Here is a 14,015-nt window from a genome sequence, read left to right on the forward strand (position 1 = left end):
TATGAAAATATGTTGTTTAGTTTGACACTTTCTTGTCAGCTTAAACTTGCTTTCCGTGTAATCAATTGTTTCGCCCAGTCTGGGCGATCTGTAAATATGCCATCGACGCCGATGTCTATAAGCTCTAACAGTGTTTCTTGATGGTTTACGGTATAACACCATACTTTTTTGCCACGTCTATGTGCATCTTCTACAAAGTCAGCATTAACTGTATTCCAATCGGTGGCAGCGATTAGCACGCCGAGACTGCTAGCGTATTTAGCATGATCAAAAGGGGCATGAGCAATTAATGCTCCAAACTCCACCGGGCACGTTTCTTCAGATAACAAATCTGCTTCTGTGAAGTCACTGAAACTGGTCTTTATAGCCATGAGTAAAGGATGATCAAAAGATGAAATTACAACCCTGCATTGATGTGTTGCAATTAGATGTTTCACATAAACCACGAACTCTTGAACTGATTGAACTGACTTTACCTCAATGTTCAATATGACTTTGTTGCCAATGAGCGCGGCAACCTCGCCCAAAGTCGGTATTTGGTCTTTATCTTTAATCAGCAGTTGACGCGCTTGGCCCAGTGGCATATCAAATATACGACCTTCACCATTGGTTAGTGTATTTAAGTAGGGATCGTGAAAAACTAAAAACTCGTGTTCAACTTGATGAATGTCGAGTTCAATTGCATCAACCTCAAGCTTCAACGCTTGTTGGAATGCAATAATTGTATTTTCAGTGTATTGACTGCTAAAACCGCGGTGAGCAATTACGAGCATTGTTTGGCTTTTTGGTTTTCTCTATGGGTGTTAATAGTCTCGTATACCGCTGCAGAAATTACCAGTAAACCACCAACTAAAGTTTGCCAAGTAGGCTGCTCATTGATCAAAATCATTGCAAATAGAATAGCGTAAAAGGGCTGCATGCAAGCAACTAAGGAAAATGTTTTTGCCCGCAAATGCTTCAGAGCGCTAGCAACCATAGCGTGTGGCACAGCAGTAAAAAATGTACCTAATGCAACCAGTAACCACAATGTGTTTATATCAATCATTGCCAATTCCTCGGATACAAAAAAGACCAACGTAGGGCATATGATGAGTGTTTGCCATGCCATCGCTTTAGCGCCGCTATAGTGTGAAAAATAATGGCGATGTAGTAAGTTGCGAATAGCATAAAGAAACGCCGAAAAAACACCCACGATCACACCCAAAGTCACATCATTTTCCAGTGACGCATCTGGAACGATTAGGGCGATACCGGCTAACACCACAAGCGCACTCAAAATGTCTTGCCATAGCAAGCGGTTTTTCTCAAAATAAGGCTCAATTAACACGGTGATCACCGGAAACGTAAATAGCGCAATAATACCAACGGATACGCTGGACAACTGCATCGCCATAAAGTATGTGACCCAATGTACGGCCATAATGATGCCAAGGCCGAATGCAATGAAATAGTCTCTGCTTGAGTTCAGCCATAATCCTTCACCAGCGAACTTAGCGACTGTAAAAAGTAGCATACACGCAATTACAGAACGACCAAAGGTGATGTCAATTGAGCCTAGCGGGATTAATTGCGAAAAAAGTGCGGTACCGCCTAATAGCATTACAGTAATATGCAATGATATAAGGCTTTTCTTAACGGGGTCCATCAACGTTATTCAGAGTCGCTTGATGTTTCAATGTTTTCTTTGACAACCGCAAATGGTTGACCTAAGCGTGTCACCATACCCGCTTGTAAGTCCGCAAATTCCACGGCATTTGGTTCGAAACAAACCACAATTGTCGAGCCCAATTTGAAGAGGCCCATTTCGTCTCCTTTGTGCAAGCTAATATCTTGATCTTCATACTGCCAATGTTGCACTGTTTTTCCTGCCGGTGGTGTTATATTGCCTGCCCAGATGGTCTCAATACTCGCAACAATAGTGGCGCCAACGAGAACAATTGCTACTTTGCCTACGGGAGTATCAAAAATGGTCACGACACGTTCATTGCGCGCAAACAACCCCGGCACATTTGCTGCTGTTAAAGGGTTGACCGAAAATAGTTCGCCAGGCACATGCAACATATCTGTAAGTTTGCCGTCAATGGGCATGTGGATGCGATGATAATCTTTAGGTGATAAGTAAATAGTAGCAAAGTCACCGCCTTTAAATATACTCGCTAGCTCGGGTTTGCCGCCTAATAATGTGGTTAAACTATAATTATGACCTTTGGCTTGAAAAATCTCGTCACCGATAATTTTACCGAATTGGCTTACCCTTCCGTCAACAGAATGGCAAAGTTGTTTGTTATCTTCTTTGATAGGACGAACACCATCTTTTAGTTGGCGTGTAAAAAACGCATTAAAGGTTTTGTAGTAGCTCGGCTCAGAATACTTCGCTTCCGACATGTCCACTTCAAATGCTTTAATAAAAATACGGATAAAAAACTGTGTAATAACGCCTCCTTCCGTCGCAGCTAACCCGCCGACGATCCTTGACGTTAAATGTTTAGGAATTATGTATTGAACGCGAACTTTAAGCCAATCTAGCACTGGATTCTCTCTATAATTTAGTCTTCGCTATTGTACAACAAAGAATAAACGAATGAGAAATTAAGTTCTTATGTGAAATTACCCTTTCGAATAAGAGGGACTGTTTTCTTCTAAAGAATCGACAATCTTATGATAACTCTCATATCGATCCTCGGTTATTTTTTCATCCATTACAGCTTGTCTGATAAGACACCCCGGGTCGGTTCCATGTTTGCAATCTGTAAACTTGCAACCTCCTATGTAATCACGAAATTCAATGAAGCCAGAGGTTACTTTTTCAACAGGTAAGTGCCAAAGGCCAAATTCTCTTACTCCTGGCGAGTCAATTAAATCGCCGCCTTGCTCAAAATGTAGTAATTTTGCAGCGGTTGTTGTATGTTGCCCTAACCCTGAATTTTTAGAAATATCACCAACCACCTCCTCTGCGTCTGGCAGTAACTGATTAATGATACTGGACTTGCCTACGCCACTTTGACCAACAAAAACGCTAACTTTATCTTTTAATAAAGTGGACAGCTCAGCAATACCTTCTTGGGTGACACAACTCATGTAGATTACTCTGTATCCAATTTCCTCATAGATTTCGACGACCTCTTTTACATACTCACGATCTTCGTCACTTAACAGTTCCATTTTATTGATAACAACAACAGGTTGGATATCGACGTCTTCGCATGCGACTAAATAGCGATCAATAATATGTGCTGACAGTTGAGGAACAATAGCAGCCACAATAATAATTTGATCTATGTTAGCGGCGATAGGCTTTACACCATCATAAAAATCAGGTCGCGTTAACGTTGTAATTCGGTCCAGGACAACTTCAATTACACCACGGTCGCGCGAGTCGTCCGATTGAGAAGGACGAAACAACACATTATCACCGCAAACAACCGAAGTAACGGTTCGTCGAATGTGACACTTATGTACGATACCATCGTCAATAGATTCCACATTCGCATGTTTTCCAAAACGGCCAATAACGCGACCTTTTAACGCAGCACCAAGGTGCTCGTCGCTATGCGCAACCTGTTTGCTTGCTAAGCGTTTTGTGCGATTATCTTTGACCTGTCGTTTTTGACGGTCGGATAGTTTTGGTTGTTTAGCCACGTGAACCTTGTTGATTGAATACTTGCTGGCGAAATGCTTATTTGCATGTTACCTTTTTTAGTCTTTATTTTCATGATATTTAATGACAGAGGTAATCATGTCGCCGAATGAATCGTTTAATGACTCAAATTTAGTTTGGATTGATATGGAAATGACAGGGTTAGACCCTGAGACTTGCGTAGTCATGGAAATCGCAACTATCGTAACAGACAAAGAACTTAATATATTGGCTCAAGGTCCAGTCATTGCAGTGTATCAGTCTGATGATGTGCTCGATAATATGGACGAGTGGTGTGTAAAGACCCATGGTGCGACGGGGTTAACGGCTCGTTGTCGCGCGAGTGAATATGATGTCGACGCTGCGACAAGAGAAACCATAAAATTTTTAGAGCAATACGTAGCTAAGGGGAAGTCTCCTTTGTGTGGTAACACAATTGGTCAAGACCGACGGTTCCTAGTCAAATATATGTCAGAATTAGAAGCGTACTTTCATTACCGAAATGTTGATGTAAGTACAATTAAGGAACTAACAGCGCGTTGGAAACCGGAGATACTTGCCGGATTTAAGAAGAAAGGCGTCCATTTAGCACTAGATGATATTATTGAATCAATTGATGAAATGAAATTTTACCGAGAAAATGTGTTTAAGATTTAGGCGATTACGGCTTAATTTGCAAATAATTGCAAATTAGACTTGCACTGCTCGAGTATTTTTGTAAAATGCGCCTCCAGATTGCGGGAATAGCTCAGCTGGTAGAGCACGACCTTGCCAAGGTCGGGGTCGCGAGTTCGAATCTCGTTTCCCGCTCCAAATATAAAAAAAAGCACGGTTTTTACTGTGCTTTTTTGGTTTTTAGTGTATCCATCTTAGCTCCTAATTGATTACTGACCTAGGTGATTTTATGTTCATAGTAAACCCACTGAGAATTTTTGCAGACAGCGCCATGAAAAGACCATTGTGGCTGCGTTTTAAAATATTGACTTGGATGTTTAGATATAAAGTAAAATTAGTTGGAACCTGTAAAATGGAAATAAAAGAAACTGACCTGAAAAGTGTCACGTTTTTTGTTAAAAATCGAAAGAAAGTGCAAAATCATATCTGTAGCGTTCATGCGGCGGCGATGGCATTAATCGCAGAATCAGCGACCGGTTTCATCGTGGGAGTGAATTTACCTGGAGATAAAATTCCTCTCATAAAAAGTATGAATCTTAAGTATGTAAAACGAGCTTATGGGGATATACAGGCCACTGCGAGTCTTAACGATGAGCAAATACATATTTTGCAAAATGAACCAAAAGGCGATTTTCTGGTTGACGTCAAAGTGATCGATGAAAATGGGAATGAACCTGTCATTGCAGAAATGCATTGGGCATGGATTGAAAAAGATAAAAAATAATTAGCCCGATTATAGTTAAAACACGACGCAAATTACTAACTGAGGTTATGTCAATAGGTGCTTTTTTTTTAAAAAATAGAAACTTAATTGCACTCCTATTGGCTTGCTCAGGCGTCGATACTCTTTCACCATTCAAATAATATAAAAATTAGCTATTGACAATAAGCAAGTTCCGATCACTAATGCGGTTTGTAAGCAAGTCTCATTGTTTTTGTCTTATTTCTGGGAGCAATTTCTTGTGTTAAACATGAATAGCGAATCACTGTTAAAACGTATGTTTAGCGATGCTAAGCATTATCCCTATGGTTTTTCTCGTTCTGGCGATTTTTCTATCGCTGAGAGCAAGGCTCTACTGCAATATGGTTGTTTAATTGCTGCATTGGTTGATGGACATTTATTGCCATCAAACGATGAAGAAATAGGCTTCATTGAATCTGCCTCAGGACGCAAGAAACCAGATACTACTCCCGAGCGTGCCTGGTTGAAGTATCAAAATCGCATTAATCGACCAAAATATGCAAGTATACATGGTACGAAAAAAGCATTGACCGAAAGCCGATTGGATGACGATCTAGTAAATGATGTCGATGATGATGCAGGTATTAATTTGGATGAATAATTAGGCCATCCATCCTATTTACAAGCTATTAACATTCTATTATTAGTATTTTCATCCTAATATTTGTATCTATTAGGATGATTTTTTCACTTTCTGCCTCTTTTCGGTTTTATCTTTGGTTTGGCTACGCTATATTCGAGTTATTACCTTATTTTATATGCTAAAAACACGTAAGGAGAGAACTCTGTGAAAATGATGTCGGGCGCTGCAATGGTGGTAGAAGCCCTAAAAGAAGTTGGTGTAACGCATTTGTTCGGTTATCCGGGCGGCGCGGTACTAGATATTTATGATGCCTTGCATGCTCAAGACGACATTAAGCACGTACTTGTGCGTCATGAACAAGCTGCGGCGCATATGGCGGATGGCTATGCTCGTGCTACAGGCAAAACGGGTGCTGTCTTAGTCACTTCTGGACCGGGCGCAACAAATACGATTACTGGCATAGCGACTGCTTTTATGGATTCGATTCCAATGGTCATTTTGTCCGGTCAAGTTCCATCTATGCATATCGGAGAAGACGCCTTTCAAGAATGTGACATGGTGGGGATCTCTAGGCCGGTCGTCAAACATAGTTTTCTGGTCAAAAAAGCAGAAGACATACCAATGGCAATCGCAAAGGCATTTTATATTGCGAATACGGGTCGTCCAGGTCCTGTGGTTGTTGATTTACCTAAGGACATCGTAAACGTTCAAGATTCACATCCTTATGTTTTTCCTGACGACGTAACAATGCGCTCTTACAACCCGACTTTGAAAGGTCACAATAAACAAATCAAAAAAGCGGTTGCGTCAATGCTGAAGGCGCAACGCCCTGTTTTATATGTGGGCGGCGGTGCCATCGTAGCTGAGGCAGGTGCTTACGTTACACAACTGGCAGAGCTCCTACATGCACCTGTTTGCAGCACACTCATGGGCTTAGGCGCGTTTTCGTCAGTACATCCTCAATTTGTTGGTATGTTAGGCATGCACGGCACTCTTGAAGCAAATAAAACAATGCACAATTCAGATTGCATTATTGCTTTGGGTTCGCGCTTTGACGATCGCGTAACCAACAATGTTGACAAGTTTTGTCCACATGCTGACATTATTCACGTAGATATAGACCCCGCGTCTATTTCAAAAATTGTGAATGCACACATTCCCGTGGTTGGTTCTGTTGATAAAGTTGTATTGCAAATGCTGGAGCTTCTGGCTGATGCAGACTTTACAAACCAAGAACAGAAGGTTGCTGATTGGTGGCAACAGATTGAAGAATGGCGAAGCAAAAAATGCTTGCAGTTCGATCAGTCTAGTCAGGTAATAAAGCCACAAAAAGTTATTCAATCTTTGTATGAACATACCAAGGGTGATGCATATGTGAGTTCGGACGTTGGGCAACATCAAATGTTTGCAGCATTGTATTATCCATTTGCTAAACCTCGCCGATGGATTAATTCAGGTGGACTGGGCACCATGGGTTTTGGTCTTCCAGCGGCTATGGGCGTTCAGTTTGCGTATCCAGATGCGGTTTCTGTTGTAGTAACGGGTGATGGTAGTATTCAAATGAATATTCAAGAGCTATCGACTTGTTTGCAATATGGCTTACCTATTAAGATTATTTCACTGAACAACCGTGCGCTCGGTATGGTTCGTCAATGGCAGGATATGAATTATAAGGGGCGCCATTCTTGCTCATACATGGAATCTATGCCTGACTTTGTTAAGCTAGCGGAAGCTTATGGTCATACTGGAATTAAAGTAGACCATCTTGATGACCTAGATGATGCAATGGCTCGTTGTTTTGCGACTCCTGGCCTAGTTTTCATGGATATAATGGTTGATCAAAATGAACACGTTTATCCGATGCAAATTAAGTATGGTGCCATGGATGACATGCGCTTGAGTAAAACGGAGCGTACATAATGAGAAGAATCATTTCAGTATTAATGGAAAACGCGCCCGGTGCGTTGTCAAGAATAGTCGGTGTGTTTTCCCAACGCGGTTTTAACGTTGACTCTCTTTGCGTAGCGCCAACTGACGATGAAAGCTTATCTCGCTTGACCATTATCACGCAGGGAGACGACAAAGTTATTGAGCAGATTACTAAGCAGGTAAATAAGCTTATTGACGTGCTCAAAATAGCAGAACTAACTGAAGGCCCGCACATTGAACGCGAATTAATGCTTATTAAAGTAGGCAACAAAACAGAGTTGTCGCGTGCCGAAGTGAAACGAAATGTGGATATTTTCAGAGCCCGAATACTAGATGTGAATGCGAATAACTATACGATTGAAATTACCGGCACTAGCGATAAACTTTGCGCGTTTGAAGATGTAATGTCGCAATGTGGCGATATTATTGAGTCTGCACGTACTGGTGTATGTGGTCTTGCAAGAGGCGATAAAGCGCTGCGACCTTAGTTCTTGTAGGTGTGATCAAGAGAAGCACCATTGCGCAAATTTGTTCAAATAATTAGCAGTTTTAGTGAATAAAGATTTGCAATGGTGATTTTTGTGCTACACTCTTGTTGTTTCTGAAAAGACAATGTTATTTAGTTTGATACTGTAAGTGCTATAAACCTCTTTGTTCACGCCCGTGACCATCAGTTAGACGTTTTTCCATTTGTTAGTAAAATCTCAGTAAGTCATCTTCCCAGAAATTCGAAATGCGCAGCTATTTGCGCGGTTAAATTTACATATATTTGAGGTTTACATGTCTAAAGTTACAGGCACAGTTAAGTGGTTCAACGCTGATAAAGGTTACGGTTTTCTTACACAGGACAATGGCGGCAAAGACGTTTTTGTTCATTTTAGAGCTATCGTTGCTGAAGGCTACAAAACTCTTCCAGAAGGACAGAAAGTGTCTTTCGAAGTTGAAGAAGGCCAAAAAGGTTTGCAAGCTGCAAACGTTGAAACAATCTAAGTTTCTTATGAGGTGATGCGTCTGCATCGCCTTGTTTTTCTTCCTCGGAATAGTTTGTATTAGTTAACAAGCTGTAAACTTAGAAATGTTAAAATCCTCACAGTCCCAAAATCCAAAATATATTTACAGGCAGCCGCAAACCGGCATATTGTTTATCCTGTACCAAGCCCAAAGTATATATCCTTTAAACGCTTTCAATCCTTAAATAAACTAGGTTACTTATGCCAACTGCACATAATATTATGAGCATACTGAGCAATATAAAAAGGTTATTCGACCAATGAATAGTAACTTGGTATAAAAATCCACCCAGTCCGCAACAGGAGCTGCTCAGCGCAAATTGTTTAGGTGATAGTGACGGGTAAATAACCGGAAGGGACCAAACCACGCACAATATCACCAGTATATTGGATGCAGTTGTAGCCGTGAAATTTGTTATATCGAGGGATTGTCGAAAAACAGCTGACACGATCCCTAGGGTTAAAAAAATAAAAGCTAAGCGACTATAGATCTGTTTGTTCACATTAATTTCCTTTTATCTGAAGAAAGCCATTACTCACCAAAATACAGTAAGCATAGCTTTTATTTTATGATTGCACCTCATTGATGTCCATTTGAAGTGATCTGCGCCAGATTTTATAATCGGTTGTAAGGTAGACTTCTATTTGGATCTTGATACATGTCATCGACATTTGCGGCTGCTTCCAAGGTTTTATCTACTAGCTTGGGACCAAAGAAGCTTAATAAGGCTTGTAAAAATCCACCGGATACCTGCTGTACTTCTGCATTAGTTAAGTTTTTCATGTTTAATTTATCCTTAAATTATTCATTTACTATTAAAAAAATGTATTGCTATCAACAATTCAAACTAAAAACACACTGACCTCATTTAGCATAAGTATCGCAGACACGCTTGATTCCAACTAAATGCTCGCGAAGAGTGGTTTAACCCTATTTGAAATTGCTAGCAATGTATTGAATGGCGCTCCTACATAGTCGCGCCATAAGCTATTAAAGTAACAGCAGCATTGATTTTTTACATCTGTACTGCAGACCGGTTTATGCTTGACTTGCTGCCAACGCTTGCTCTATATCCGCAATAATGTCATCAATATGTTCAATACCAACCGAAATCCTAACCATTTCCTGTGACACGCCAACTTTTGCGAGTTCATCTGGATCCAGCTGTCGATGAGTTGTGCTTGCTGGATGGCAAGCCAATGACTTCGCATCACCAATATTGACTAGTCGTAGGATCAATTGAAGTGAATCAATAAACTTTGAACCCGCTTCGATGCCCGTGTTTTTTCCAGCTTTTAGACCGAAACTAACAATACCTGCTGCTTTGCCAGCACAAATTCGCTGACATGTTTGGTAGTACTTACTGGTTGGAAGTGCCGCGTAGTTAACCCAAGCAACGGCGCTATGTGATTCTAAATATTTAGCTACTTTTTCAGCATTTTCGCAATGTCTTTCCATACGTAAAGACAGCGTTTCTAAGCCTTGCATAATCTGGAATGCGCTTTGAGCTGAAAGCGTAGCGCCGGTATTTCTCAGCGGCACCACTCGACATCGGCCAATATAAGCTGCAGCACCAAGCGCTTCTGTATACACAACTCCGTGATAAGAAGGGTCCGGTGTCGTTAGCATACTAAAGCGCTCTGCATTTGCTGACCAATCAAACTTGCCTGAGTCGACAATAATACCACCGATAGTCGTGCCATGGCCGCCAATATATTTTGTCAGTGAGTGAATAACAATATCGGCGCCTAAATCAAAAGCACGACAGAGGATTGGCGTTGCAACGGTGTTGTCAACAATCAAAGGAACGCCTGCTGCGTGCGCAATTTCTGCCCATCGTTGAATGTCGACAACATTGCCGGCAGGGTTACCAATGGATTCACAAAATAGAGCTTTAGTATTTTTATCAATTAGTGAGGCTAGTTTTGAGTAATCATCACCTTCTGCAAATCGAGTTTCGATACCTTGACGTGGAAAAGTATGTGCAAACAAATTATACGTTCCGCCATACAACTGACTGGAGCTGACAATATTGGAACCAACTTCTGCAATTGTTTCTATTGCATAACGTATAGCAGCCATTCCTGAGGCAACCGCTAGGGCTCCAATACCGCCTTCTAATTCAGTAACACGTTGCTCTAAAACTGCATTCGTCGGGTTCATAATACGACTATAAATATTACCTGGCACGGCTAAATTGAAAAGGTCTGCACCATGTTGTGTATCATCGAAAGTAAAAGATGTTGTTTGATAAATGGGTACTGCGGCTGCTTTTGTTGTTGGTTCACTGGTATAGCCCGCATGTAACGCAATTGTTTCTGGTTTCATTATGTTCTCCACTTTATTGTCATGAGTGTTTGTTATTTGTAATAATATTAATGAAGGTTTTAATTTATAATGCTACGAATTACGGATTTAAAAAACACTCAAAATGAGATTAAAACCATCTATATAATAACTTTTATGTCTTAACTTCTATTTGTCACTTCCAAAAATGATAGCCGTGTGATTTTGTTACATTTATTAAGTAAGCAAAGACACACAAATGTTGTGCATCAGCGGGCGACTCTTTATCATTTTACGTAAAATGTCCCGCACAATATATTCAATGCGCTGATGCGCGCGAGCAGTATCAATTAAACAAATGGAGTTTCTGATGAAAAAATACGGTATCACCAAGTGGTTAATAGGATTATTTTGCACCGCCATCCTATTCTCAGCGCAGTCTTACGCTATCACCAAAGCACAAGATATCAAGCAATTCACCTTAGATAATGGAATGAAAATAATCGTCCTAGAAGATGATTCTATTCCTAATGCCAACATGTACTTATTTTGGAAAGTAGGTTCTAGAAACGAATACCCTGGGATTACCGGCTTGTCGCACTTTTTTGAGCATATGATGTTTAACGGTTCTAAAAAATACGGACCTAAAATGTTTGATCGCACCATGGAAGCAGCCGGTGGCTCTAACAATGCATATACCACAGAAAACTCGACGGTTTATTCCGATTGGTTTCCTGCCGATGCCTTAGAACTTATGTTCGACCTTGAAGCTGATCGTATCCAAAACTTGGACATTAACGCCGACGTAGTTGAAAATGAGCGTGGCGTAGTAATCTCAGAGCGTTCCACGGGCCTTGAAAATTCAAACTATAGAATGCTTAGTGAGCAAGTTAAAGCCGCCGCATTTCGTGCTCACCCATATAGCTGGTCTGTAATCGGACATGAGTCAGATATTGCTAATTGGAAACTGCAGGATTTGAAAGACTTTCATAAAACCTACTATGCACCCAACAATGCTATTGTCGTTATTGTAGGAGCAATCAAATTTGAGGACGTCAAACGCCTTGCAAAAAAATACTTCGAACCTATTCCAGCACAAGCTGCGCCTCGTGAAGTACATACAGTGGAACCCAAGCAAGTGGGTGAAAAACGTGTATATGTACAAAAAAAATCAGTTACTAGTCCCAACATTATGTTCGCCTACCATGTGCCAGAAACCAAACATGAAGACTATTATGCGCTACAAGTTTTAGCAGGTATTTTAAGTGATGGTGACACTTCAAGACTTACTAAAGAGTTGGTCTATGAGCAAGAATTAGCGGCTCAAGTATTTGCGTTTAGCTCAGAATCTATCAATCCCAATCTGTTTTATTTCTACGCGATTGCAGCACCAAATGTTGATATAAACTTGCTGGAAAAAGGATTGATCACGCAAATAAACGAAGTAATGAAAAACGGCGTAACAGATCAGGAACTTCAAAAAGTCAAAAATCGCCAATTGGTAAATTTTTATCGTGAAATGTCGACGATTAATGGCAAAGCTAATACGCTTGGTTCATATGAATTCTATTTTGGCGATTACAACGCTTTATTTGAATTGCCAAATTCACTCGACAAAGTGTCCAAGGATGATGTGCAACGCGTTGCCAATTTGTATTTACGAAAAGCAAACCGCACCGTCGGTATACTAGCAGCCCAGGAGGATAGCAATGAAAACGATCTTTAATAAGTTACTAATAACTGTTGTTTCGACTTCCTTGTTCAGTTTGGCTAACTTTACTAGCGCTGCAGAGTTTACTTTGCCTGAATATGAAAAGATGGTACTTAAAAATGGCTTAACTATCTATTTAATGAAACAAGACGAAGTACCCCTAGTCGATGTTGTAGCAATCGTTAAGGCCGGCGCAGTAAGCGACGATAAAGCGGGTGTGGCACAAATGACAGCAAGTAATTTGCTGTTAGGTACAGCGTCACTGAATAGACAAGCATTTCAAGAGAAGCTAGATTTTATTGGGGCACAGACAAGCAGCAGTGCAGCATTAGAATACAGTGTGTTAAGCGCCTCCTTGGCAAGTAAAGATATTGATACTGTATTACCTATTTTGCGTGATGTATTGCTCAATCCTGGATTTAACCAAGCTGAATTTGACCAACAAAAATCACGCTACTTAGCTGGTTTAGAACGTCAGAAAGAAAGTCCAAGGGCCAAAGTAGGGCAGTTCTTTAATGCGCTTTTGTACGCCGATCATGCTTACGCAAATCCGGTTGGCGGCAATATAGATTCAGTCCAAAGTATCACACTAGACGACGTTAAAGCATTTCATGAAAAGTGGTTTAATCCCGGCAATTCAGCGATTATTGTGACCGGTGACATTGAGCCTGAGGCCATGGCAAAAAAACTGAAAGGTCTGTTTGGTGAATGGGAAGGTGAGAAAGTGATGGCTAAGGTGAGCTCAACGTTACCTGCCCCAAAACAAGCAAACGTGTTGTTAGTGAACAAGTCGGATGCGACTGAAAGTACTTTTTTAATTGGCGGACCCGGCATAAAACGTAGCAATTCAGACCTCGTTGCTGTATCGGTAATTAATACTATTTTGGGCGGCAGATTTACTAGTTGGTTGAATGATGAGTTACGTGTCAACAGCGGCTTAACGTATGGTGCGAGAAGCTCTTTTTCAAGTAATAAAGAGGGTGGTAGCTTTGCGATATCTACATTTACCAAAACAGAAACCACCACTGAGGCGATTGATCTTGCATTAAAAACGTATGCCAAATTATGGCAACAAGGTATTGATACAGCCACATTGGATTCAGCCAAGTCTTACGTCAAAGGACAGTTTCCTCCGCGTTATGAGACATCGTCTGACATCGCCTTTTTGCTAGCTGAAATGTTTGTATATGATTTTGATGAATCTTTTATTAACACCTTTACCCAGCAGGTCAATAAACTTGATGTAGAGCGCAGCAAAGAGCTTATCGCTAAGTATTTCGCTAAAGAAAATATGCAATTTGCAATTGTAGGTAAAGCCGATGATATTAGAGAGAATATTAGACAATACGGCAAGCTAATTGAAGCTGATATAAAAGATAATAGCATTAACCTAGATTAGGGTTAGCGGATAGGCTATCACTTAATTCGTGCGCGTTAATTG

The 14,015-nt window shown here is 40.7% G+C and carries 14 protein-coding genes and 1 tRNA gene; 9 read left to right on the forward strand and 6 right to left on the reverse strand.

Features of this window, described 5'->3' with window-relative positions; translation table 11 throughout:
- Positions 1 to 35: 35 nt before the first annotated feature.
- The 4 genes from G399_RS0111060 to rsgA all read right to left on the reverse strand — a co-directional run bounded on the left by G399_RS0111060 (position 36) and on the right by rsgA (position 3,639).
- Entirely contained in the window at positions 36 to 773 is a 738-nt protein-coding gene (locus tag G399_RS0111060; RefSeq protein ID WP_006009856.1) for a glycerophosphodiester phosphodiesterase, read from the reverse strand.
- Positions 764 to 1,645 (reverse strand): DMT family transporter, encoded by an 882-nt coding sequence (locus G399_RS0111065; RefSeq protein WP_006009854.1) that lies wholly within the window; start codon positions 1,643 to 1,645, stop codon positions 764 to 766. The genes G399_RS0111060 and G399_RS0111065 overlap by 10 nt, the downstream gene beginning before the upstream one ends.
- A gap of 5 nt (positions 1,646 to 1,650) precedes the next feature.
- Positions 1,651 to 2,529: an archaetidylserine decarboxylase gene (gene asd / locus G399_RS0111070; RefSeq protein WP_006009852.1), complete on the reverse strand. Its 879-nt coding sequence runs from the start codon at positions 2,527 to 2,529 to the stop codon at positions 1,651 to 1,653.
- Between the two features lie 78 nt (positions 2,530 to 2,607).
- Positions 2,608 to 3,639, reverse strand: coding sequence for a small ribosomal subunit biogenesis GTPase RsgA (rsgA, locus tag G399_RS0111075; RefSeq protein ID WP_006009851.1), 1,032 nt, complete (start codon positions 3,637 to 3,639; stop codon positions 2,608 to 2,610).
- A 97-nt stretch (positions 3,640 to 3,736) separates the two neighbouring features.
- Here rsgA and orn point away from each other — a divergent pair, with 97 nt between their 5' ends.
- The 7 genes from orn to cspE all read left to right on the forward strand — a co-directional run bounded on the left by orn (position 3,737) and on the right by cspE (position 8,556).
- Positions 3,737 to 4,294 (forward strand): oligoribonuclease, encoded by a 558-nt coding sequence (gene orn / locus G399_RS0111080; RefSeq protein WP_006009849.1) that lies wholly within the window; start codon positions 3,737 to 3,739, stop codon positions 4,292 to 4,294.
- An 80-nt stretch (positions 4,295 to 4,374) separates the two neighbouring features.
- Positions 4,375 to 4,450 (forward strand) — tRNA-Gly (locus tag G399_RS0111085).
- A gap of 91 nt (positions 4,451 to 4,541) precedes the next feature.
- A complete protein-coding gene (locus tag G399_RS0111090; RefSeq protein ID WP_006009847.1) occupies positions 4,542 to 5,036 on the forward strand; it encodes a DUF4442 domain-containing protein in 495 nt (164 codons plus the stop codon).
- Positions 5,037 to 5,274: 238 nt separating this feature from the next.
- Positions 5,275 to 5,655 (forward strand): MaoP family protein, encoded by a 381-nt coding sequence (locus G399_RS0111095; RefSeq protein WP_006009845.1) that lies wholly within the window; start codon positions 5,275 to 5,277, stop codon positions 5,653 to 5,655.
- Positions 5,656 to 5,841: 186 nt separating this feature from the next.
- Positions 5,842 to 7,557 carry an acetolactate synthase 3 large subunit gene (locus tag G399_RS0111100; RefSeq protein WP_006009844.1) on the forward strand — a complete coding sequence of 572 codons (1,716 nt, stop codon included), beginning with the start codon at positions 5,842 to 5,844 and terminating at the stop codon, positions 7,555 to 7,557.
- Positions 7,557 to 8,054 (forward strand): acetolactate synthase small subunit, encoded by a 498-nt coding sequence (gene ilvN, locus G399_RS0111105; RefSeq protein WP_006009842.1) that lies wholly within the window; start codon positions 7,557 to 7,559, stop codon positions 8,052 to 8,054. Before G399_RS0111100 ends, ilvN begins: the two co-directional genes overlap by 1 nt.
- A 292-nt stretch (positions 8,055 to 8,346) precedes the next feature.
- The gene (gene cspE / locus G399_RS0111110) at positions 8,347 to 8,556 is read left to right on the forward strand and encodes a transcription antiterminator/RNA stability regulator CspE (RefSeq protein ID WP_006009840.1); all 210 of its coding nucleotides are present in this window, start codon (positions 8,347 to 8,349) and stop codon (positions 8,554 to 8,556) included.
- A 636-nt stretch (positions 8,557 to 9,192) separates the two neighbouring features.
- On the opposite strand, the gene G399_RS22025 is transcribed toward cspE, so the two are convergent.
- Together G399_RS22025 and G399_RS0111120 are read right to left on the reverse strand one after the other, a co-directional pair.
- Positions 9,193 to 9,360, reverse strand: a complete 168-nt coding sequence (locus G399_RS22025) for a hypothetical protein (protein WP_006009836.1) — start codon at positions 9,358 to 9,360, stop codon at positions 9,193 to 9,195.
- Positions 9,361 to 9,615: 255 nt separating this feature from the next.
- On the reverse strand, positions 9,616 to 10,905 hold the full coding sequence (locus tag G399_RS0111120; RefSeq protein ID WP_006009835.1) for an O-acetylhomoserine aminocarboxypropyltransferase/cysteine synthase family protein: 1,290 nt from the start codon (positions 10,903 to 10,905) through the stop codon (positions 9,616 to 9,618).
- Positions 10,906 to 11,233: 328 nt separating this feature from the next.
- On the opposite strand from G399_RS0111120, the gene G399_RS0111125 reads away from it, so the two are divergent.
- Both G399_RS0111125 and G399_RS0111130 read left to right on the forward strand, forming a co-directional pair.
- Entirely contained in the window at positions 11,234 to 12,589 is a 1,356-nt protein-coding gene (locus tag G399_RS0111125) for a M16 family metallopeptidase (protein WP_006009833.1), read from the forward strand.
- Positions 12,573 to 13,973: a M16 family metallopeptidase gene (locus tag G399_RS0111130; RefSeq protein ID WP_006009831.1), complete on the forward strand. Its 1,401-nt coding sequence runs from the start codon at positions 12,573 to 12,575 to the stop codon at positions 13,971 to 13,973. The genes G399_RS0111125 and G399_RS0111130 overlap by 17 nt, the downstream gene beginning before the upstream one ends.
- Positions 13,974 to 14,015 lie beyond the last annotated feature (42 nt).

Origin of the sequence: Brumicola pallidula DSM 14239 = ACAM 615, assembly GCF_000428905.1 — a bacterium.
Classification (GTDB): Bacteria; Pseudomonadota; Gammaproteobacteria; order Enterobacterales; family Alteromonadaceae; genus Glaciecola; species Glaciecola pallidula.